The organism is Halomonas ventosae (genome assembly GCF_004363555.1).
GTDB lineage: Bacteria > Pseudomonadota > Gammaproteobacteria > Pseudomonadales > Halomonadaceae > Halomonas > Halomonas ventosae.
The window spans coordinates 1-21,839 of record NZ_SNZJ01000009.1 but is presented as its reverse complement, the minus strand read 5'-3'; the positions used below and the strand labels follow the sequence as shown (position 1 = coordinate 21,839).

Below are 21,839 nucleotides of genomic sequence, written 5' to 3'. Positions count from 1 at the left end.
CCATCATGAACATGACCTTCCTGCAGGAGATGTTCCAGTCGATCACCCAGCGCGACGCCCTGCTGCGTCGCCGCCAGGGCGACGGGACGCCGCCGGACCATCGCCGCTTGGTGGAGGCCTGCCAGCGCCTGCTGGAAAGCGATGGCGAGGCCTCGAGCATCGCCCTGGCCAGCCGTGCCCTGGGCATGTACCAGCGCCTCGCACCGGAGGAGCGGCAGCGCTTCTTCGAGCGGCTGGCCAGCGACTTCGCCGCCGAGCCGGAACAGATCGACGCGGCCTACGCGCGCTATGCCGAGCAGCGCGACAACGCGAGCCTGGAGGCGCTGTTCGAGGCCTGCGAGCCACGCCGACAGGAGCTGATCCGACGCCTCAACCTGACCAGCGGCGGCACCGTCGAGCTGGTGCGGATGCGCGAGGACCTGCTCGGGCTGCTTCGCGAGCAGCCCGAGCTCTCGGCCATCGACGCCGACTTCGCCCACCTCTTCGGCTCCTGGTTCAACCGCGGCTTCCTGATGCTCAAGCGCATCGACTGGGACACCCCGGCCTCGATACTCGAGAAGATCATCCGCTACGAGGCGGTGCACGAGATCCGCGACTGGGACGACCTGCGCCGCCGGCTGGATGCCCGCGACCGGCGCTGCTTCGCCTTCTTCCACCCGGCGATCGGCGACGACCCGCTGATCTTCGTGGAGGTGGCCCTGCACAAGGGGCTGCCGGCCCGCATCCAGCCGATCCTGGCCGGCGAGGACGCCGGCATCGACGACCCCGAACTCGCCGACACCGCCGCCTTCTTCGGCATCAGCAACTGCCAGACCGGCCTGCGCGGCATCTCCTTCGGCAACTTCCTGATCAAGCAGGTGGTCCAGGAGCTCAAGCAGGAGCTGCCCCAGCTCAAGCACTTCGTCACCCTCTCGCCGGTGCCCGGCTTCGCCCAGTGGCTGGCCGAGCGGCGCGAAGACGAGACCCTGCCCGAGGCGGTGCGCGAGTCCCTGGCCGAGCTGGAGGCGCCGGCCTGGCACGAGGACGCCGAGCAGGCCGAGCGCTTGCGGGCGGTGGTCAAGCCGCTGGCCGCCCGCTACCTGGTCGAGGAGAAGAACGCCCGCGGCCTGCCGCTCAACCCGGTGGCCCGCTTCCACCTGGGCAACGGCGCCGAGCTGCACCGCATCAACTGGCTGGGCGACGTCTCGGCCAAGGGCCTCAGGCAGGCCGCCGGCCTGATGGTCAACTACCTCTACGTGCTCGACGACATCGAGCGCAACCACGAGAACTACACGGCCAACGCCACCATGGCCCGGTCGAGCGAGGTCAAGGACCTCGTCCGCAAGGCCAGGAAGCTGGTCAAGGGAGAAACCGCCAAATGAACCACAACCTCTTCGCCACCTTCGCCCGGCGCATGCGCGAGCGCGGCGACGCCGACTTCATCACCACCCGCGAGGGCCGCGGCTACAGCCATGCCGAGGCCCTGACCGCCACCGAGCGCCTGGCCGGCGCCCTGGTCGAGCTGGGCGTGACGCCGGGCGACCGGGTGGCGGTGCAGGTCGACAAGAGCCCCGAGGCGATCCTGCTCTACCTGGCCACCCTGCGCGTGGGCGGCGTCTACCTGCCGCTCAACACCGGCTACACCGGGGAGGAGATCCACTACTTCCTCGCCGATGCCGAGCCGGCGCTGTTCGTCTGCCGCCCGCAGGATGCCGAGAACGCGAAGAGCATCGCCGCCGACACCGGCTGCCCGCAGGTCGCGACCCTCGGCACGTCGGCCGACGGCAGCCTGATGGAGGCGACCGAGAAGGCCACGCCCCGTGACACCATCGTCGAGCGCGACGACAACGACCTGGCGGCGATCCTCTACACCTCGGGCACCACCGGCCGCTCCAAGGGGGCCATGCTCACCCACCGCAACCTGGGCTCCAACGCCGCCACCCTGGTCGAGGCCTGGCGCTTCAGCGAGGAGGACCGGCTGATCCATGCCCTGCCGATCTTCCACACCCACGGCCTCTTCGTGGCCTGCAACGTCACCCTGATGGCCGGCTCCAGCATGCTCTTCCTGCCGAAGTTCGACGCCGAGGTGATCTTCGAGGAGATGCCCCGCGGCACGGTGATGATGGGCGTGCCGACCTTCTACACCCGGCTGGTGGCCGACGAGCGCCTGAACCCGGCGGTCACCGCCAACATGCGCCTGTTCGTCTCCGGCTCGGCGCCGCTGACCGCCGAGACCCACCAGGCGTTCGAGCAGAAGACCGGCCATGCCATCCTCGAGCGCTACGGCATGACCGAGACCAACATGAACATCTCCAACCCCTACGACGGCGAGCGCCGCGCCGGCACCGTGGGCATGCCGCTGCCCGGCGTGGAGTACCGCATCACCGACCGCGAGACCCACGAGCCGGTGCCGAAGGGCGAGATCGGCATGCTGGAGATCCGCGGGCCTAACGTCTTCGTCGGCTACTGGCGGATGCCCGAGAAGACCCGCGAGGAGCTCCTCGAGGACGGCTTCTTCGTCACCGGCGACCTGGCGATGGTCGACGAGCGCGGCTACGTGCACATCGTCGGCCGCGACAAGGACCTGGTGATCTCCGGCGGCTACAACGTCTATCCCAAGGAGGTGGAGCAGGTGATCGACGAGCTCGAGGGCGTCCACGAGTCCGCGGTGATCGGCCTGCCCCACCCCGACCTCGGCGAGGGGGTGACCGCCGTGGTAGTGCCCGAGCCGGGGGCAAGCCTCGACGAGGCGCGGGTGCTCGACCACCTGCAGGGCCAGCTGGCCAGGTACAAGCAACCCAAGCGGGTCTTCTTCGCCGACAGCCTGCCGCGCAACACCATGGGCAAGGTGCAGAAGAACCAGCTGCGCGAGCAGTACCAGGACACCTACCGCTGAGGGGCAACCGTGCCGACCACGATCCGCTACTACTACACCCACGTCTCGCCGTGGAGCTACCTGGGCCATGCGCGCCTCGGCGAGATCGCCGCCCGCCACGGGGCCAGCATCGACTACGTGCCAATCACCCTCGGGGCGATCTTCCCCAGGACCGGCGGGCTGCCGCTGGCCAAGCGCGCCCCGGAGCGCCAGGCCTACCGCATGGCCGAGCTCAGGCGCTGGCCACAGCGGCTGGGCATTCCCCTCAACCGGGAGCCGGCGCACTTCCCGACGGATGACCGCCCGGCGGCCCGGCTGGCGCTGGCGGCCAAGGCCCGGGGGCATGACATCGCCGAGCTGTCGCTGGCACTGATGCGGGCCTGCTGGGCCGAGGAGCGGGACATCGCCGATCCCGGACCCCTGCGCGAGATCGCCGAGGCCTGCGGGCTGGACGGCGCGGCCCTGCTGGAGGACGCCGAGAGCGAGGCGGGCCAGCGGCGCCTGGACGAGGCCTGCCAGGCGGCGCTTGCCGATGGCTGCTTCGGGGCGCCCTGGTACCTGCTCGACGGCGAGCCCTTCTGGGGCCAGGACCGCCTGGAACTGCTCAAGGAGGCCCTGGAGAACAGATGATGCCGCAACCGCCTGCCGCCCTGGCCGATGTCAGGGCCCTGACCTTCGATGTCTTCGGCACCGTGGTGGACTGGCGCAGCAGCGTCATCCGCGAGGGCGAGGCGCTGGGCGAACGCCTGGGCCTGACGGTGGACTGGGCGGCCTTCGCCGACGCCTGGCGCGGCGGCTATGCGCCGGCCATGGACCGGGTGCGCCACGGCGAGCTGCCCTGGACGCGCCTGGATGACCTGCACCGCATGACGCTGGACCGCCTGCTGGAGGAGTTCGGCATCGGTGCTGCCCTCGACGAGGCCGAACGGGAGCGCTTCAACCGGGTCTGGCACCGCCTGGATCCCTGGCCGGACAGCGTCGCCGGGCTGGCCCGCCTGCGCGAGCGCTACGTGCTGGCCACCCTCTCCAACGGCAACGTCTCGCTGCTGGTGAACATGGCGAAGCGCGCCGGCCTGCCCTGGGACTGCGTGCTCTCGGCGGAGCTCGCCGGCCACTACAAGCGCGACCCCGAGGTCTACCGCATGGCCGCCCGCCTGCTCGACCAGCCACCCGAGCGGGTCCTGATGGTCGCCGCTCACCAGGACGATCTCCAGGCCGCCCACCGCGAGGGCTTTCGCACCGCCTTCGTCCGGCGCCCCCTGGAGCACGGCCCCGAGGCCACGCCCGACCTCTCGGTGGATCCGATCTTCGACCTGGTGGCCGACGACTTCCATGATCTGGCCGACCGGCTCGGCCTGCCCGGGGGACCCCGCTCGTGAGGATCGTCATCTCCGACGACTACCAGGACGCCGTGCGCCACCTGGACGCCTTCGAACGGCTGGCCGGGCACGACGTCACCGTCTTCCACGACACGGTGAGCGACCTGGACGCCCTGGCCGAGCGCTTCCAGGACGCCGAGGCGCTGGTGCTGATCCGCGAGCGCACGCCGATCACCGCGGAACTGCTCGACCGCCTGCCCAACCTGAAGGTGATCAGCCAGACCGGCGGCGGCGCTGCCCACGTCGACCTCGCCGCCTGCCGGGAGCGCGGCATCACGGTGATGGCCGGCACAGGCTCGCCCCATGCCGCCGCGGAGCTTACCTGGGCCCTGGTGCTCGCCGCCCTGCGCCATCTCCCCGAGGAGGTGGCGAACCTCAGGGCCGGGCGCTGGCAGCGCACCCTGGGCACCGGCCTGAAGGGCCGCACCCTGGGCATCTTCGGCTACGGCCGGATCGGCCAGCTGGTAGCCCGCTATGGCCAGGCGTTCGAGATGGAGGTGCTGGTGTGGGGCCGCGAGGGCACGCGGGAACGTGCTGCCGAGGCAGGGCTCGAGGTCGCCGGCAGCCAGGCCGAGCTCTTCGAGCGCAGCGACGTGCTGAGCCTTCACCTGCGCCTGAACGAGGCGACCCGCGGCATCGTCACCGCCGAGGACCTCGCGCGCATGAGGCCCTCGGCGCTGCTGGTCAATACCGCCCGCGCCCCGCTGGTCGCGTCGGGGGCGCTGGAGGCGGCGCTGCACGCCGGCCGCCCCGGCATGGCCGCGGTGGATGTCTTCGATGAGGAGCCGCTCATCGCTCACCCGCTGCTCGAGCTGCCCAACCTGCTCGCCACGCCGCACCTGGGCTACGTGGAGAAGGACAGCTACGAGCTCTATTTTGGCGATGCCTTCGACAACCTGCTGGCCTTTGCCGACGGCCAGCCGGTGACCAACCTGGCCGGGTGAGGCAGGGGGGCGCGAGCTGCCATCAGCCGCCGCGCTGCTGGCGACTCATGGCGCTGCCAGAGGCGGGGCGCTCCACCTCGAAGAGGTCGGTGCAGCGGGCATAGTCGTTGCCGGCCATGCGCCCGATGGGCCTGAGCCCCTCGGCATCCACGTGGCGGCCGTCCCAGAGGGCGTCGTCGACGTGGATCGAGACCACCTCGGCGAGTACCAGGTTGCCGGCCAGCGGCTGGTCGCCGAAGCGGATGATCTCGCGCAGCCGGCAGCCGAAGGCCACCGGGGCGCCGGCCACCCGCGGCACCGAGACACCGGGCATGGCCACCTTCTCCAGGCCGGCGTGAACGAACTCGTCGTCGCCGTGCTCGAGCCCCGCGCTGGTGGCGTTCATCTCCTCGACCAGCCCCTCGCCGCTGATATGCACCACGCACTCGCCTATCTCGTCGAGGTTGCGGATGGTGTCCTTGGGACTGGCGTCGCCGTCGAGCAGCGGCGAGAAGCCCAGCACCGGCGGGTTGACGCTCACCACGTTGAAGAACGAGAAGGGCGCCAGGTTGGTGTTGCCTGCCGCGTCCCGGGTCGAGACCCAGGCGATGGGGCGCGGGCAGATGCTGCCCGACAGCAGGCGGTAGATCTTGCCCGGGCTCAGCCCGTGCTCCTCCAGCAGGTAGTCGCTCATGGTGTGGCCTCGCGTCAGGGGTCGGGCCCGAGAGTGTCGCCCCCTCGGGGCTCGGTTGTCCAAGGGGGGGCGACGTCGCGGACTCCTCTACTCGAAGCTGGTGCAGACGGGCGCCTGCTCGGCGGGGTCGTGGGCCACCTCGAGGCTGACCGCTTCGCTGACGTTGGTGAGGGCAGCGCGCCACTGGTGGTCGACGTTCACCGGGTCGCAGCTCCCTTCGCTGCCGCCGCCGAAGTTGGAGTCGATCCAGTAGTGGACGTCGTAGAGCCGGCCCTCCTCCAGCGCGCCGGGGAAGGTGAAGGCGAAGGCCGGGGGCTCCTCCGCCGCCACGGTGCCCTGTTCGGTGGCCACGACCTCGCCGGCCGCCACGTCGTAGAGCGCCACCCGGATGGCCTGGCCGCCATGGGGCGCGATGAAGGTGCCGTCGCCGCTGAAGGTGAGGTCGTGGCCCTCACTGGCCAGGGCGGGCGCCGCCGCGAGCAGCAGGCCGATGGCCAGCGGGCACGAGACTGCCTTGGCGAGGGGGGTGAAGAGAGACGTGAAGCCTGTCATGACATGCCTCCTTTCGGGACTCCTGGGTTCGACCGGCGCATGCTCCGGCCCTCTTTCCAGCATAGTCCACGGCGCCATGGCCACGGGAGGCGCCGCCCACTGCCAGCCACCAGGCACTCATGTGGGGGTATCGTCCTGCCATGTCAGGAAGGTGCGATAGTCCTGGCCCACGCAGTCGGCATAGCTGACCGCCAGGGTGGTCACCATGTCCACGCAGCGCTCGAGCCGTCCCTCGACGCAGGCACCGACGGCGCGGGCGAAGCACCCGGGATCGTCGGGGCTCAGGGCGTGGGCGCCGCGCAGGTGCTCCCGGGCCAGGATGCGCCCCCACTGCCTGACCAGCTGGCGATAGGGCTTGGCACCGTCGAGCTTGTGGGTCGGGAAGTCCTCCTTGTAGGGCGAGCGCTCGCGCACCGAGAACACCGTGTCGCCCAGGTGCAACCAGCCCAGGTAGGGGTCGGGGTGCTCGGCGATGGCGGTGAAGGCGGCCGCGTGGCGCAGCCCCTCGTGGGGAAAGGCGCGACGCCAGGCACGCTTCTCGGCGCTGTCCATCAGCCGCCACCCCTCCGGCGGGGTCTGCTGCTTGATATCGAGGATGACGTCGTCGTGCTCGTGGTCCTGCCCGCCCTCGATCAGCACATAGAAGCGCTCTAGGCCCAGCGAGCCGGTGCCGGCATCGAGGCGCCGCGCCATGTCCTTGACGCGGAAGTGTCCCTCCTCGGCCTCACTCCGGGCACCGCCCAGGGTCTGGCGGTACTCCTCCTCGACCGCCTTGCGCAACTGGCTGGCCAGGTGCGCCGGCAGGGTCGCCAGCTTCTCGGGGCGCTCGGCGAAGTGCCGCCCGTCGTCGCTCAGCACGGTCCACTTCTCGAGCATCTTCGCCCGGCTCTTCTTCCTGCCCACCTTCTTCATGAAGGGCCCGAGCGGCCCCCTGGCGGTGGCCAGGGTCACTGCGCCGGGCACCTCGCCCTCCACGTGGCCGGCCAGCTCGTCGTGGTAGCTGGTGACCAGCGCCTTCAGCGCCTTGCGAACGGCCTTGCCGGACAGGCCCGTATTCTCCCGGGCATCCAGCACCAGGCTGATGGCCAGGCGCCACAGGTCGTACTGGTAGTCGCCGATCATGGCGTCGTCGAAGTCGTCCATGCCGTAGCGCACGGCGTCGTCGTGGTGGCCATAGGCGCCGAAGTTGTAGGCATGGGCGTCGCCCTGCAGCCAGGTCTGGGTCTCCGGCAGGCCGCCGAACAGCGCGAAGCGCCAGTCGTGCCAGACGTCACGCCAGTAGAGGTGGTTGGTGCCGCGGAAGAAGCGATAGGGCGACTCGGCGAGCTTGGCGTACTTGGCGGCCCGGTCCTGGTCGGTGAGCGAGGCATTGGCCGCATGGATCTCGTCGAGGACCTGGCGGGCGCGATGGTGGCGGGTCAGCGGTTGGGTCATGTCGGGATTCCCTTCGTCGGCGGGCGCGAGGGCCAGTCAAGCAGGCTCCCGGGAAAGTGACAAGGACGCAGGGCAACCCGCGCCCCGCGAATATGGCACCATTGAGAAGACCGCTCCGGCACCCAGCGAAGGAACCGCGCCATGCCACTCGCTCTTCAGGGCCCCGAACTCGAACCCGGCTTTATGGTGATCCACGGCAACCGCCTGGAGGCCCTGCGCGGCCTGGCGGTGGAGTGGATGCGCCGCCACCCGCTGGGGCCGCTGGAGAACGAGACGATCCTGGTGCAGAGCAACGGCATCAGCCAGTGGCTCAAGCTGGCGCTCGCCGAGGACCGCGCCCACGGCGGTGCCGGCATCGCCGCGGCCCTGGACGTGACCCTGCCGGCACGCTTCCTGTGGCAGGCCTACCGGGCCGTGCTCGGGGAAGAGCAGGTGCCGCCGGTCTCCCCCTTCGACAAGCCGCGCCTGGTATGGCGGCTGATGCGCCTGCTGCCCGCCCTGCTCGACGCCCCCACCTTCGCGCCCCTGGCACGCTTCCTGGAAGACGACGACGACCTGCGCAAGCGCCACCAACTGGCCGAGCGCCTGGCCGACCTCCTCGACCAGTACCAGGTCTACCGCGCCGACTGGCTGGCGGCCTGGGCGGCGGGCGAAGACGTGATCCTTACCGCCCGCGGCGAGGCGCGTCCGCTGGCCGAGGAGCAGCGCTGGCAGGCCGAGCTGTGGCGCGCGCTCAGGGATGACATTCTTGAAGCCCAGGGCCCCGAAGGCCTGGCCTCCAGCCGTGCGGCGGTGCATGAGCGCTTCCTCGAGGCATGCCAGGCGCTTTCCCCAGAACGCCGGCCACCGGGCCTGCCGCGCCGGGTGATCGTCTTCGGCATCTCCTCGCTGCCCGCCCAGACCCTGGAGGCGCTGGCCGCCATGGCGCGGGTCAGCCAGGTGCTGCTCTGCGTGCACAACCCCTGCCGCCACTACTGGGCGGACATCATCGAGCACAAGGACCTCCTTCGAGCCGAAAGAAAGCGCCAGCAGCGCCGCCCCGGCATGCCGGCGGACCTCGCCGAGACCGAGCTGCACCTCCACGCCCAGCCGCTGCTGGCCGCCTGGGGCAAGCAGGGCCGCGACTACCTGCGCCTGCTCGACGAGTTCGACGAGCAGCAGGCCTACCGCGGCCTCTTCGAGGGCGAGGCGCTACGCATTGACCTCTTCGATTCACCGCTGGGTAAAGGGGAAAGCAACGCCGAGCCCAGCCTGCTGCGCCAGCTGCAGGACGATATCCTCGAGCTGCGCCCGCTCGCCGAGACCCGCGAGACCTGGCCCGCCGTGGACCCCGACCGCGACCACTCGCTGCGTTTCCAGGTCGCCCACAGCGCCCTGCGCGAGGTGGAGATCCTCCACGACCAGCTGCTCGACGCCTTCAGCGAGGACCCCACCCTCAAGCCCCGCGACATCCTGGTGATGGTGCCCGACGTCGACCAGTACGCCGCCGCGGTGCAGGCGGTGTTCGGCCGCCTCGACCCCGACGACCCGCGCCATATCCCCTTCACCCTCTCCGACCAGGCCAGCCGCCACCGCCTGCCGCTGCTGATCGCCCTGGAATCGCTGCTGCGCCTGCCTGAGCTGCGCCTCTCGGTGAGCGACCTGCTCGACCTGCTGGAGGTGCCGGCCATCCGCGCGCGATTCGGCATCCCGGAGGGCGGCCTGCCCACCCTGCGCCGCTGGATCGAGGGTGCCGGCATCCGCTGGGGGCTCGATGCCCGCCAGCGCCAGAGCCTCGACCTGCCGGAAGGCCTCACCGCCAACACCTGGGCCTTCGGCCTGCGCCGGCTGCTGCTCGGCTATGCGGTGGGCGATGCCGCCGAGGGCCACTGGCAGGGCATCGAGCCCTATGACGACATCGGCGGGCTGGAGGCGGCGCTGGCCGGCCCGCTGGTCAGCCTGATCGACACCCTGGAGGCCCAGTGGCAGACCCTCGCCGAACCCTGCGACGTGGCCACCTGGGGCGAGCGGCTGCGCGAGATGCTTGCGGCCTGCTTCCTGGCCGAGGCCGACCAGGACCTGATGGCGCTGACCCGCCTGGAGCAGGCGCTGGAGGCCTGGCAGGAGAGCGCCGAGGAGGCCGGGCTCAGCGAGCCCCTGCCGCTCTCGGTGGTACGCGAGCACTGGCTTGCCCAGGTGGACGAGGCGAGCCTCTCCCAGCGCTTCCTGGCCGGGGCGGTGAACATCGCCACCCTGATGCCGATGCGCGCCATCCCCTTCCGCCACGTCTGCCTGCTGGGGATGAACGACGCCGACTACCCCAGGGTGCAGCGCCCGCTGGACATTGACCTGATGGCCCAGGATTACCGCCCCGGCGACCGCTCGCGCCGCGAGGACGACCGCTACCTCTTCCTCGAGGCGCTGCTCTCGGCCCGCGACCGGCTGAGCATCAGCTGGGTGGGGCGCAGCATCATCGACAACACGGAGCAGCCGCCCTCGGTGCTGCTCGGCCAGCTGCGTGACCATCTCGCCCGCGGCTGGCGGTTGGCCGGAAAGGCAGACGATACCGACGGCAAGGCGCTGCTGGCGGCGCTGACTACCGAGCACCCGCTGCAGCCGTTCAGCGTCGAGTACTTCCGCGAAGGCTCCCACCTTGCCACCTATGCCCACGAGTGGCGCGAGCTGCACCGCCCCGATGCCGAGCCTGCGAAGGCCCCGGCGGCGGAGCCGCCGATGGCCCCCTTCCGGCAGGAGCGCCCGCTGACCCTGGCCCAGCTGGGCAACTTCCTCAAGGCCCCGGTGCAGGCCTTCTATACCACCCGGCTCAAGGTCTTCCTGGAGATTGATGCCATGGAGCGCCTCGACCATGAGCCCTTCACCCTGGACGGCCTCGATCACTGGCAGCTGCAGCATGCGCTGATCGAGGCGAGCCGCGAAGCAGTGGAGGCCGGCGAGCCCCATGAGCCCGCCATGCTGGCCACCCTGGAGCGCCTCGAGCGCCAGGGGCGCCTGGCCATGGGCGGCTTCGCCGAGCAGATGCGCGACAAGCTCGTCGAGCCCATGGACACCCTCTTCGCCGACTACCGCCAGGTGCTCGAGGCGTGGCCCCACGCCCTGGACGAACCGCTCGGCGTCTCGCTGGACCTGCAAGAAGCGCGGGGTGAGGGCCTGGCGCTGGAGGACTGGCTGGGCGAGCTGCGCGTCAACGACGCCATGGAGCGCTGCCGGGTGCTGCTCACCACCAGCAGCCTGGTCAAGAAGAGCAAGTACCAGTGGCGGCACTGGCTCACTCCCTGGGTGGCCCACCTGGCCGGCCAGCTGGAGGGGCCCATGACCACGCGGCTGCTCTCCCGCGCCGGCGGCGGCACCTTGGCCCCGCTCCCCGCCGAGCAGGCCCGCGCGCACCTGGCCGACATCGCCGCGGCCTGGCAGCTCGGCATGGCCACGCCCCTGCCGCTGGCCCGGGACACCGCCTTCGCCTGGCTGGAGAAGGGCGGCACGCCCCAGGCCATGCAACGTTGCCTCGCCGGCAAGGCCAGCGAGGAGGACGCCAAGGCCTGGAAGGCGCTGGACACCGCCTTCCACGGCAGCGGCTTCAATGGCGACCATGGCGAGCGCGGCCGCGACGCCTACCTGATGCGCCAGTGGCCGGAGCTCGAGGCGCTGGTCCAGTCGCCGGAAGGTGGCGGCTTCGCGGAGCTGGCCGAGCGGCTCTACGCCCCGCTGTTGCAGGCGGTACGCAAGCCGAAGGAGAAGAAGGGCAATAGCGGCAAGGGCAAGGGAGGCAAGGCATGAGCGCACAGGACCGGACGCCCCCCACCCTGGACCCGATCCACCTGCCGCTCACCGGCAGCCGACTGATCGAGGCCAGCGCCGGCACCGGCAAGACCTTCACCATCGCCCTGCTCTACGTGCGCCTGGTGCTGGGCCCGCGGGACGAGGCCGACGCCGAGAGCTTCCCTCGCGCCCTCACCCCGCCGGAGATCCTGGTGGTGACCTTCACCAACGCCGCCACCCGGGAGCTGCGCGACCGCATCCGCGCCCGGCTGGTGGAGGCTGCGGATGCATTTCTGGCGTCAAGGAATGGAGACGAATCGTCGGCGGCAGGCCTACGAGGAGGCGCTGTGAACCCTTCCCTGGGCGCTACCGACGCCATCCCTGGCGTAGGACCTCCTCTTCGGCCTACCGCCGACTCTGCCACGTCCAGCTCGAACGATGGACTCACGGGAGACCTCTTCGACGAACCGCCAGTGGATAACTCAACGACGGTGGACGATTCGCCTGGTGATCCGCCGGGCGGCGACCCGCTGCTCGCCCTGCGCGACAGCTACCCCCGCGAGCGCTGGCCCGCCTGCGCCCGCCGCCTGCAGCTCGCCGCCGAGTGGATGGACGAGGCCGCGGTCTCCACCATCCACTCCTGGTGCCACCGCATGCTGCGCGAGCACGCCTTCGAGAGCGGCAGCCTCTTCTCCCTGGAGATGAACCTCGACCAGTCGGAGCTCGAGCTCGAGGTCGCCCGGGACTACTGGCGCAGCTTCTACTACGCCCTGGACGCCGAGGCCCTGGCGGTGGTCACCCGCTACTGGGAGACCCCCGATGCCCTGGCCGAGGACGTGCGCCGCCTGCAGGGCGACGCCGATCTGCTGCCCGACGCCCCGCCCCCCGCCGGGGCACTTGCCACCATGCAGGCCGAGCGCGCGCGGGTGCTCTCCGAGCTCAAGGCGCCCTGGCCCGCCTGGCTGGAGGAGCTCGCCGAGCGGCTGGAGGCGGCCGCCGCCGCCAAGGCCTTCGACCAGCGCAAGCTCAACAGCCGCAGCCGTGCCGGCTGGCTGGGCGCCCTGCGCGACTGGGCCCAGGACCCCGAGCTCGCCACCCCGGCGCTGACCGACACCGCCTGGAAGCGCCTGACGCCGGAGGGCATGGCCGAGATCTGGCAACAGGGCGAGCCCCTGGACCACCCGGCCCTGCATGCCCTGGCCGAGCTGCCGGCGCGGCTCGAGGCCCTGCCCGATGCCCACGCCGACCTGCTGGCCCACGCCGTGCACTGGATGGCCGAGCGTCGTGAACGCATGCAGCAGCGCCGCGCCGAGCTCGGCCCCGACGACCTGCTCGAGCGCCTCGACCGCGCCTTCGAGGGCCCCGCCGGCAAGGCGCTGGCGGCCCACGTGCGCCGCCAGTTCCCGGTGGCCCTGGTGGACGAGTTCCAGGACACCGACCCGGTGCAGTATCGGCTCTTCGACCACGTCTACCGGTTGGCCCAGGCGCCGGACCCTGAGGACCCCAGCGCCGTGCTGCTGATCGGCGACCCCAAGCAGGCGATCTACGCCTTCCGCGGCGCCGACATCCACACCTACCTGCAGGCGCGACGCGACACCGCCGGGCGCCACGTCACCCTGGGCACCAACTTCCGCTCGGCCACCGCCATGGTGGAGGCCGTCAACCGGGTGTTCCGCTTCGCCGAGGCCCACCCCGCCGGCCGCGGCGCCTTCCTGTTCCGCTCCCCCGAGGGGGACAACCCGGTGCCTTTTTTACCCGTGGCGGCAAAGGGCAGGAAGGACTCACTCACCCGCGACGGCGAGCCGCTGCCGGCCATGACCCTGTGGCATTTGACGGGCGGGCATCTACCGGGTGACGACGACGAGGGCATGAGCAAGGGCGCCTACTTCAAGGAGATGGCCGCGCGCTGCGCCACCCGGATGGCCGAGCTGCTGCGCGAGGGCCAGGCCGTGCGCACCGGCATCGGCGCGCCAGGCGAGCCTTTCCGGCCCCTCAAGCCGTCGGATCTCGCCGTGCTGGTCAACAACGCGAACGAGGCCAGGGCGATCCGCGGCGCGCTGCTCGAGCGCGGCATCAAGAGCGTCTATCTCTCCGACAAGGAGGGGGTGTTCGAGACCCCGGCGGCCCTGGAGCTGGAGGTGTGGCTCGCCGCCTGCGCCGAGCCCGACAGCGAGCGGCGCCTGCATGCGGCGCTCGCCATGCCGAGCCTCGGCATGGGCCTCCACGACCTTGACGCCCTGCAGCACGACGAGCTGGCCTGGGAGGAGCGCGTGCTGCAGTTCCGGGCTTACCACCGCCAGTGGCAGCGCCAGGGCGTGCTGCCCATGCTGCACCGGCTGCTGGCCGACTTCGCGGTGCCTACCCGGCTCCTGAAGAGCGCAAGCGGTGAGCGCCACCTCACCGACCTGCTGCACCTCGGCGAGCTGCTGCAGCAGGCGAGCGCCGAGCTGGACGGCGAGCACGCCCTGCTGCGCCACCTCAGCGAGGCGCGCAGCCAACCGCCGGCGCAGGCCGACACCCACCGCCTGCGCCTGGAGAGCGATGCCGACCTGGTGCAGGTGATCACCATCCACAAGTCCAAGGGGCTGGAGTACCCGCTGGTCTTCCTGCCCTTCATCTGCGCCTTCCGCGAGAAGAAGGCCACCGACCTGCCGCTCACCTGGCACGACGAGGCGGGCCGGCGCCACCTTTCGCTGGAGGCCGACGAGACGGTGCTGGCCCGCGCCGACGACGAGCGCCTCGGCGAGGACCTGCGCAAGCTCTACGTGGCCCTGACCCGTGCCCGCCACGCCACCTGGCTGGGCATCGCCCCGCTCAAGGGGCTGGAGCGCAGCGCCATCGGCCAGGTGCTCACCGCGGGCGCGCCGCTCTCTCCGGATGGCCTGCTGGATGCGCTCTTCCCCCTGGTGGAGGATGCCGGTGGCAGCGATGGCGTTCTGACGGTGGCACCGGCCCCCGAGCCCGATGATCGGGTGGTGCCCGTCGAGGCCAACGACAAGGCCCTGCGCGAGGCGCTGACACCGGCACGCCGCGCCCGGGAGCACTGGTGGATCGCCAGCTACTCGGCGCTGCGGCTGGGCGTCGAGCGCACCGGGGGTGGGGAGGAAGAGCCCGAGACCGCGCCCCTGCCCTCGGTGTTGATAGCAGAGCCCGAGACCGCGCTTTCCATGGAAGAGCCCCCCCTTCTGGAAGAACCTGAAAGCGCTCTTGAAGCCACCGCCCGGGAGATGCGCGACGAGCCCCAGGACCCGGCACTGCCTGTCCAGCTGGCGAGTGACGGTTCACTCCACCGCTTCCCCCGCGGCCCGGCGGCCGGCACCTTCCTGCACGGCCTGCTGGAATGGGCCGGGCATGAGGGCTTTGCGCGGCTGGCCGCCGAGCCCGAGCGCCTGAACGACACCCTGGCGCGACGTGCCAACCTGCGCGGCTGGCGCGAGCGCATCCCGGTGCTGCAGGCCTGGCTGCGTGGCCTGCTGGAAAGCGAGCTGCCGGTGCCGAACGCCCCGGAGGGACCGGTGGCACCGCTGCGCCTCGACCGGCTGGAGAGCGCTCACTACCAGGTGGAGCTGGAGTTCTGGTTCGCCGCCCACCGGGTCGACACCGGCCGCCTGGACGCCCTCGTGAGCGCTCACACACTGGGCGGCGCCGCCCGCCCGGCGCTGGAGCGCGACCGGCTCAACGGCATGCTCAAGGGCTTCATCGACCTGGTGGTGGAGCACGAGGGGCGCTTCTACGTGCTCGACTGGAAGTCCAACCACCTGGGCCGCGACGACGAGGCCTACGCCGAGGCGGCCATGGCGGAGGCGGTCCGCGAGAAGCGCTACGACCTGCAGTACTGCCTCTACCTGCTGGCCCTGCACCGCCTGCTCCAGGCGCGGCTGCCGGACTACGACATCGACCGCCACCTGGGAGGCGCGCTCTACGTCTTCCTGCGCGGCCAGCACGCGCCCTCCCGCGGCGTGCACCGCGAGCGCCCGCCCCGCCAACTGATCGAAGACCTGGACGCCCTGTTCCGCGACGCCCAGCACGTCACGACAAAGGAGCCCAGCCATGAGTGACCACCCGCACGCCGACGAGGCCGCTCCTAACGAGGCCGCCACCGCCGGGGCCCTGCACGACAGCGAGGCGCTGTTCACCCTGCTCGACCGCTGGGTGGCCCGCGGCTGGCTGCGCGCCCTGGACCGTGCCTTCGCCGCCTTCCTGGCCCGCGAGGTGCCGGACGCCCCCGCCCCGCTGCTGCTGGCCGCGGCGCTGGCCAGCCACCAGCTCGGCCGCGGCCATGTCTGCCTGGACCTCGAACGTACCCTGGCTGAGCCGGACCTGGCGCTCTCGCTGCCGCCGGAGGGCGACAGCCTGGAGGAACCGCCACCGCGGCCCAGCCAGCTGCTCGACGAGCTGGCGCTGGCCGACTGGCAGGAAGCGCTCACTCACCCGCTGGTCGTCGGCCACGGGCCGGGCAATACGCCGCTGGTGCTCGACGGCACCCGGCTCTACCTGCGCCGCTACTGGCACCACGAGCGCTCGATCCAGCAGCACATTGCTTCCAGACTGGACAAGGAAACCTGTAGGAGCGCAATTCATTGCGCGAATGGCGCCGACAGGCGCCCGGCGGAAGCCACCCATACCTCCGACCCCACCACCCTGGCCACCGCCCTCTCCGCCCTCTTCCCCACCAGCGACACCCTGGACTGGCAGAAGGCCGCCTGCGCCCTGGCTGTCCGATCGCCCTTCGCGGTGATCACCGGCGGCCCCGGTACCGGCAAGACCACCACCGTGGTCAAGCTGCTCGCCGTGCTGCAGACCCTGGCGCTGGGCAGCGGACATCGAGCGCTGCGCATCCGCCTGGCCGCCCCCACCGGCAAGGCTGCCGCACGCCTCAATGAATCCATCGCCGGGCAGGTCAGCTCGCTGCAACTGGATGGCCAGGCCCCTCTGTGGGAGCAATCGTCAGTGAAGGGCCGACACATCGGCGATAGCGGTGTCGAGGCACTTCGCCAGGCGATTCCGACAGAGGTCACCACCTTGCACCGGCTGCTAGGTTCAAGGCCCGATACCCGCCACTTCCGCCACAACGCCCGCCATCCTCTGCCGCTGGACGTGCTGGTGGTGGACGAGGCCTCCATGGTCGACGTGGAGATGATGGCCGCCCTGCTCGATGCCCTGCCGCCCCGGGCCCGCCTGGTGCTGCTGGGCGACAAGGACCAGCTCGCCTCGGTGGAGGCTGGCTCGGTGCTGGGCGACCTCTGCGCCCACGCCGAGGGCGGCCACTACACGCCCGAGACCGCCGACTGGCTCGCTGAGGCCACCGGCCAGGCACTACCCGCGGAGATGCTCGACGCCGAAGGTGCCCCGCTGGACCAGGCCATCGCCATGCTGCGCGTGAGCCACCGCTTCGATGCCGAGAGCGGCATCGGCCAGCTCGCCGGCGCCGTCAACCGCGAGGCCCCTGGCAGGGAGAAGCGCGCCGCCATTCGGGAGGTGCTCGGCCACGGCTATGTCGACCTCTCGCACCTCAAGCTCGAGACCGACCACGACCGGAAGCTGGAGCGGCTGGTGGTCTCGGGCCACGCCGCGGGCTTCCCTGATCGAGGAAAGAGCCGCGGCGGGGGCCGCACGCTGCGCGGCCGGCCGCTGCCGCCACCGGTGGGCTATCGCCACTACCTGGAGGTCATGCAGGCCGCCGCGCCACAGGCGGGAGCGGATGGCGAGATCGACCGCGAGGCCCTGGATGACTGGGCCCGCGCGGTGCTCGCCGCCCACGGCCAGTTCCAGCTGCTCTGCGCGCTGCGCCGCGGCCCCTGGGGCGTGGAGGGGCTCAACGAGCGCATCCGCGTCGCGCTGGAGAAGGAAGGACTGATCGACACCGGCGAGGGCCGCCGGCTCTGGTACCCCGGCCGCCCGGTGCTGGTGACGAGCAACGACTACGGGCTGGGGCTGATGAACGGCGATATCGGCATCACCCTGGCGCTGCCGCAGCCGGCAAGCCCAAGCGGTGATGCAAGACGCGGCCCCGCGCTGCGCGTGGCCTTCCCCGCCGGCGATGGCAGCGGCCAGATCAAGTGGGTGCTGCCAAGCCGCCTGCAGGCGGTGGAGACGGTCTACGCCATGACGGTGCACAAGTCCCAGGGCTCGGAGTTCACCCACACCGCCCTGCTGCTCCCCGACGCCCCCAACCCGATCCTCACCCGGGAGCTGGTCTACACCGGCATCACCCGCGCCAGGCACTGGCTCACTCTGGTGGAGACCGGCCGCGGCCAGCTGCTGGACGCGGTGGAGCGGCGCGTGATGCGGGTGAGCGGGCTCGGGAGGTCGTCAGCGCGGTGACCTCAGCCAGCGGCTGGTGGCGATCCTTGATGAAGCACTGATGCATCATCGCCAGGCGCTGCGGCACACCTGACCCGCGTTTGGAAAACGGGGTTGTCTCTGCCAGCATGATCCGCCCATACATCCTGTGCTCGGATGACGGCGCTGCCTTCCTGGCGCACCCTGCTGCACTGACGCTCTCGGCGGCGCGGTCATCCTTATTGCAGCGAGCTGAACCACAGGAGGCCCGCATGAAACCCCGTCAATCGACGCTACCACCCCTGGATCCGTCACGCGTTGCCACGATCGAGGCTTTCGGTGGAACCATCACCCCGCTGGATCCCCTGGGTGCGCAGGTACAGGGCATCGACTTGTCATCCAGGGACGCGCCGCCACCCGAGGTTCTCGAAGCTCTGGAACACGAGATGGCGAACCGCGGGTTTCTTGTTTTCAAGAACGAGAAACCATTGGATGCCGACGATTTTCTCCGGGCCAGCTGTTGGTGGGGCGGCAGGGAATTGCACAGCACTCATGGCGTCCATCCGGCGACGCCTGGCGGCAATCAACATATCTTCCGCCTGTCGAACGATCAGCGTCACGGCATCCCGGGTGTGGGACCGCAATGGCACAATGATGGCAGCTTCAACGCGGACACCTTTTCGCACTCGGGCTACCACATCATTCGGCCGGCCGAAAAAGGCGGGGGGACCTACTTCGCCCATCAGGGTGCCGCCCATGATGCGCTCCCGGAGGATCGAAAGGAGTACTGGAGCCGTCTTTCCTCGGTGAACTCCGCGTCGGGCGTCGTTCACCCCGTGGTGCATGAGCATCCCATATCCGGTCGCAAGTGCATCTGGTTGCATCTGGGCATGACAGGGGCGGTGATTGAAAAGCTACCCGATGAAGATGCCTTTCGCCTGTTGAATGCCGACGAAATAAAACGGCTCTGTCATGAATACAACGACATCCTGAATGCCGGGCTGGAGGACGGATACGCCACCGCCTACGAGTATCAGGAAAACGACTGCGTGTTCATCGACAACCTCGCCGTTGCCCATCGGGCGGCACCCGAGGCCCATTTGCCGGTCGAGGAGCAGGGCTTGCGGATCATGCACCGCAGCACCGTTCGCGGCGTGCAAGACCTGGCGCCGGGATTCGGGCTGCCGCAACACGTCGATATTCAGGGGCCCAATCCATTGGGCGAAGGGGTCTGGAAAGGCGGCGGTATCGGCTTTCGATGGGAAGATGGCATTCCCATGCAGAACTGAGCGACGCGGTGGCGCAACGGGTCAGCGAGCCACGAGCCGGATGAGCGTTGGCACCCGCCCGTTTTCCCACCACCTTGTATCACTTATATTACATCAGGCCGGCAGGAAGGGCGCTCACCGCGAGCGCCTGAAAGGACACGTCATCGCTCACCACAGGACCGGGAGAACCGCCCCTTGTCGTCACCCTTCACAAGCGATCGGTTGAACCGGCTGACCGGTCAGTTTCTCGAGCCAGGCAGGGAAGCGATCTACCGCCAGGACATCGCGCCCAGGGTGCGGCTCGAGTCCGGCCTGGCGATCTGCGTGGCGGCCCTGGTCTTCGGCATGTTTGCCATTTCCGACTACCATTACACCGGCGTAAGCACGGAACTCACCCTGCTGCTCGCCATGCGCCTGGTGGTGGTGGTCTCTTGCCTGGTGCTGGCCTTCCTGATCGGTCGCGCCGGCGACTATAACCGCCGGGGGTGGCTGCACGCCCTGCCCCTCTGGATACTGGCGACGGGCATCATCCTGATCATTCCCTTGCGCCCCGAGAGCCTCGCCACCCAGGTCACCGCGGTGGTCGTGGCCACCATGGCGTTCTACCTGCTGATCCCCAACCTGCTGCCCGTGGTGGCCACCGCCAGCCTCTACCTGAGCCTGGGCTTCCTGGCCGCGGCGGTGGTGGTGGCGGACATTCCTGCCGTGGTGGCCCTGCGCATCTCGCTGCTGCTGATCATGACCAATGCCGTGGGCTTCTTCGCCCTGCTGCGCCTGGAAAAGCTGCAGCGAAAGCAGTTCGCGCTCCTGCAGGAAGAGCGGGTCCAGAACCAGCAGATGGCCGAGGAAATCTCTCACCGCAAGTCGCTGGAAGCCCAGCTGCGCCGAGTCGCCGAACGGGATGGACTGACGGGCCTGGACAGTCGCGGTCATTTCATGACACGCGCAGAGGCGCTGCTGCGGCGCTCGCGGCATGAGAAGGCGCCCTTCAGCCTGTTCATGATCGACGTGGATCACTTCAAGGCCATCAACGATACCTGGGGGCACAGCCAGGGCGACCGGGTGCTGGCCGCGATCGCGGAGACCTGCAAGCGATCCCTCCGGCCCAAGGACGTGATCGGGCGCTTCGGCGGCGAGGAGTTCATCGTGGCCCTGCCGGAGACCCACCTGAAGGACGCGCAAATGGTCGCGGAACGGCTGCAGAGCAAGGTCGCCGAGCTGTCGGTGAGAGAGGAAAATCCAGACCACCGACTGACCGTCACCATCGGCATCGCCGGGGTCCTCGACGAGGATGTCGATCTGGACGACCTGATCCACCAGGCCGACCAGGCCCTGTACGCCGGCAAGCACGGCGGCAGGAACCGGGTCGTGACGAGTCAGGAGGTTGAAGGCGAGGCGTGAAGGGCAGCCACCGGAGAAGCCGAATTCCCTTGCGTGGCGGATGAAGTGCAGGCGCTGGCGACCGGCTGGGGCGTAGCGGCGCTGGCCGCCGGGGATTCTTACTCTAGCGCCGAACCGGGCAGTTCCAGTCCGTCATCTATCATTGCGGATCTGACGCCACTGATTGGACGGAACCAGGCCCGAGATCGTGTCCGCGCCTGCGTCAGTGCCCGTTGATGGCCAGATACAGCCCCGAGAGACCGACGAGAATCAGGCTCAACGCCCAGACCACATCGAGATTGAACCATGTGCGCTTCAGGAACCTGAGCCCGAGGTAGTAATAGGTCGCTGCGGCGATCACGCCGCCGGCCACCGTCATGGCGGCGGTATGCGCCAGCGCCACGACGAACGCCGAGCCGATGTTGCGCCCCATCAGTTCGTGCGCGGCCGCGTGGCCGGCCTCGCCCGGCTCAGTTCCGGACATGCCCAGGTAGATCGGCAGCAGCATCAAGCCCGCACCGTGCGCCATCGCGGCGAGAAACGACCAGAGCACCAGGCGCGAGGGATGCACCCGGGCAAGAATCCTCGGATGCCGGCGATTGATCAGCAGGTAGGCACCTGCGGCGATCACCAGTGCTGCGGCGCCGACGCGGATTTCGGTCTGCCAATCGAGCAGAACGGTCATCATGGAGAAGGGCAGCAGGATCGCCAGCATCGCCAGAAGGTGGCCGGCCGCCAGCGCCCCGAGCGCCTTGACCATGGCCTGGCCCCGCCCGTCCATCAAGCCGGACGATACTGCAAGCGGCCACCCCATCCCGGGATTGACGCCGTGATAGAACCCGGAAAGCAGGACGGCCCCCCAAAGGGCCGTCACCGTGCCTGCGTCGTGGAGCCCCATTCAGAGGTTGGGATAGCAGAAACTGTCGGTCGAGCAATCGCCGCCCTCAAGCCGGATCTGGTGGGCGCGATAGCCCTTGGGGAAATCGACGTAGAAATCGGGATCAAGCGTCAGGCCGCCATTGTCACCGACACGGGCCATGACCATCTGGCCGCCCTCCTGCCCGGGATAGAACTGGTTGTCCCATGAGGAATAGAGCGAGTTGGTCCAGTAGACCCGTTTGCCGTCGCGGCTGATCTCGACCATCTGCGGGCCAAAGGCGAAGGCCCCGCCGCCTGGATGGGGCGTGCCTCGGGCGATGCCGCCCAGTTCCACCTTCCCGGCCAGGACCGGGTTCATGGGGTCCGACACGTCATACTGGTGCATCTCGCCCAGGCCCCAACAGGCCACGTACAGGTACTTGTCGTCGAGACTGAGAT

15 protein-coding genes are annotated in these 21,839 nt (G+C 70.0%); 10 read left to right on the top strand and 5 right to left on the bottom strand.

Annotated elements, in window-relative coordinates; translation table 11 throughout:
- Positions 1-5 precede the first annotated feature (5 nt).
- The 5 genes from DFP85_RS09270 to DFP85_RS09250 are packed head-to-tail and all read left to right on the top strand — an operon-like array spanning position 6 to position 5,177.
- A complete protein-coding gene (locus DFP85_RS09270; RefSeq protein WP_133636002.1) occupies positions 6-1,361 on the top strand; it encodes a malonyl-CoA decarboxylase in 1,356 nt (451 codons plus the stop codon).
- Positions 1,358-2,875: a malonate--CoA ligase gene (locus tag DFP85_RS09265; protein ID WP_133636001.1), complete on the top strand. Its 1,518-nt coding sequence runs from the start codon at positions 1,358-1,360 to the stop codon at positions 2,873-2,875. The genes DFP85_RS09270 and DFP85_RS09265 overlap by 4 nt, the downstream gene beginning before the upstream one ends.
- Before the next feature lie 9 nt (positions 2,876-2,884).
- Positions 2,885-3,484: a 2-hydroxychromene-2-carboxylate isomerase gene (locus DFP85_RS09260; RefSeq protein WP_133636000.1), complete on the top strand. Its 600-nt coding sequence runs from the start codon at positions 2,885-2,887 to the stop codon at positions 3,482-3,484.
- Positions 3,481-4,233, top strand: coding sequence for a haloacid dehalogenase type II (locus tag DFP85_RS09255; RefSeq protein ID WP_243737256.1), 753 nt, complete (start codon positions 3,481-3,483; stop codon positions 4,231-4,233). The genes DFP85_RS09260 and DFP85_RS09255 overlap by 4 nt, the downstream gene beginning before the upstream one ends.
- Complete coding sequence (locus tag DFP85_RS09250; RefSeq protein ID WP_133635999.1) at positions 4,230-5,177, top strand: D-2-hydroxyacid dehydrogenase family protein; 948 nt, start codon at positions 4,230-4,232, stop codon at positions 5,175-5,177. The genes DFP85_RS09255 and DFP85_RS09250 overlap by 4 nt, the downstream gene beginning before the upstream one ends.
- A 22-nt stretch (positions 5,178-5,199) precedes the next feature.
- On the opposite strand, the gene DFP85_RS09245 is transcribed toward DFP85_RS09250, so the two are convergent.
- The 3 genes from DFP85_RS09245 to DFP85_RS09235 all read right to left on the bottom strand — a co-directional run bounded on the left by DFP85_RS09245 (position 5,200) and on the right by DFP85_RS09235 (position 7,836).
- Entirely contained in the window at positions 5,200-5,850 is a 651-nt protein-coding gene (locus tag DFP85_RS09245; RefSeq protein ID WP_133635998.1) for a flavin reductase family protein, read from the bottom strand.
- A gap of 87 nt (positions 5,851-5,937) precedes the next feature.
- The gene (locus DFP85_RS09240; RefSeq protein ID WP_243737255.1) at positions 5,938-6,402 is read right to left on the bottom strand and encodes a hypothetical protein; all 465 of its coding nucleotides are present in this window, start codon (positions 6,400-6,402) and stop codon (positions 5,938-5,940) included.
- 117 nt (positions 6,403-6,519) lie between these two features.
- Entirely contained in the window at positions 6,520-7,836 is a 1,317-nt protein-coding gene (locus DFP85_RS09235; RefSeq protein ID WP_133635997.1) for a DUF2252 domain-containing protein, read from the bottom strand.
- Between the two features lie 141 nt (positions 7,837-7,977).
- On the opposite strand from DFP85_RS09235, the gene recC reads away from it, so the two are divergent.
- The 5 genes from recC to DFP85_RS09210 all read left to right on the top strand — a co-directional run bounded on the left by recC (position 7,978) and on the right by DFP85_RS09210 (position 20,543).
- Complete coding sequence (gene recC / locus DFP85_RS09230; protein WP_133635996.1) at positions 7,978-11,610, top strand: exodeoxyribonuclease V subunit gamma; 3,633 nt, start codon at positions 7,978-7,980, stop codon at positions 11,608-11,610.
- The gene (gene recB, locus DFP85_RS09225) at positions 11,607-15,650 is read left to right on the top strand and encodes an exodeoxyribonuclease V subunit beta (protein ID WP_133635995.1); all 4,044 of its coding nucleotides are present in this window, start codon (positions 11,607-11,609) and stop codon (positions 15,648-15,650) included. Before recC ends, recB begins: the two co-directional genes overlap by 4 nt.
- Positions 15,643-17,916, top strand: a complete 2,274-nt coding sequence (gene recD, locus DFP85_RS09220; protein WP_133635994.1) for an exodeoxyribonuclease V subunit alpha — start codon at positions 15,643-15,645, stop codon at positions 17,914-17,916. Before recB ends, recD begins: the two co-directional genes overlap by 8 nt.
- A 230-nt stretch (positions 17,917-18,146) precedes the next feature.
- On the top strand, positions 18,147-19,163 hold the full coding sequence (locus tag DFP85_RS09215) for a TauD/TfdA dioxygenase family protein (protein WP_133635993.1): 1,017 nt from the start codon (positions 18,147-18,149) through the stop codon (positions 19,161-19,163).
- Between the two features lie 174 nt (positions 19,164-19,337).
- Positions 19,338-20,543: a GGDEF domain-containing protein gene (locus DFP85_RS09210; protein WP_133635992.1), complete on the top strand. Its 1,206-nt coding sequence runs from the start codon at positions 19,338-19,340 to the stop codon at positions 20,541-20,543.
- Between the two features lie 202 nt (positions 20,544-20,745).
- On the opposite strand, the gene DFP85_RS09205 is transcribed toward DFP85_RS09210, so the two are convergent.
- Complete coding sequence (locus tag DFP85_RS09205) at positions 20,746-21,282, bottom strand: hypothetical protein (protein ID WP_208108482.1); 537 nt, start codon at positions 21,280-21,282, stop codon at positions 20,746-20,748.
- A 138-nt stretch (positions 21,283-21,420) separates the two neighbouring features.
- On the bottom strand, positions 21,421-21,839 hold a 419-nt coding region (locus tag DFP85_RS09200), incomplete at its 5' end, for a selenium-binding protein SBP56-related protein (protein WP_208108481.1).

Excerpts from the sequence above, each read along its gene's own strand:
- DFP85_RS09205 (WP_208108482.1), bottom strand. The coding sequence starts at position 21,282 with ATGGTCAAGGCGCTCGGGGCGCTGGCGGCCGGCCACCTTCTGGCGATG.
- recD (WP_133635994.1), top strand. The coding sequence starts at position 15,643 with ATGAGTGACCACCCGCACGCCGACGAGGCCGCTCCTAACGAGGCCGCC.
- recB (WP_133635995.1), top strand. The coding sequence starts at position 11,607 with ATGAGCGCACAGGACCGGACGCCCCCCACCCTGGACCCGATCCACCTG.
- DFP85_RS09255 (WP_243737256.1), top strand. The coding sequence starts at position 3,481 with ATGATGCCGCAACCGCCTGCCGCCCTGGCCGATGTCAGGGCCCTGACC.
- DFP85_RS09245 (WP_133635998.1), bottom strand. The coding sequence starts at position 5,850 with ATGAGCGACTACCTGCTGGAGGAGCACGGGCTGAGCCCGGGCAAGATC.
- DFP85_RS09270 (WP_133636002.1), top strand. The coding sequence starts at position 6 with ATGAACATGACCTTCCTGCAGGAGATGTTCCAGTCGATCACCCAGCGC.
- recC (WP_133635996.1), top strand. The coding sequence starts at position 7,978 with ATGCCACTCGCTCTTCAGGGCCCCGAACTCGAACCCGGCTTTATGGTG.
- DFP85_RS09265 (WP_133636001.1), top strand. The coding sequence starts at position 1,358 with ATGAACCACAACCTCTTCGCCACCTTCGCCCGGCGCATGCGCGAGCGC.
- DFP85_RS09240 (WP_243737255.1), bottom strand. The coding sequence starts at position 6,402 with ATGACAGGCTTCACGTCTCTCTTCACCCCCCTCGCCAAGGCAGTCTCG.
- DFP85_RS09215 (WP_133635993.1), top strand. The coding sequence starts at position 18,147 with ATGAAACCCCGTCAATCGACGCTACCACCCCTGGATCCGTCACGCGTT.
- DFP85_RS09235 (WP_133635997.1), bottom strand. The coding sequence starts at position 7,836 with ATGACCCAACCGCTGACCCGCCACCATCGCGCCCGCCAGGTCCTCGAC.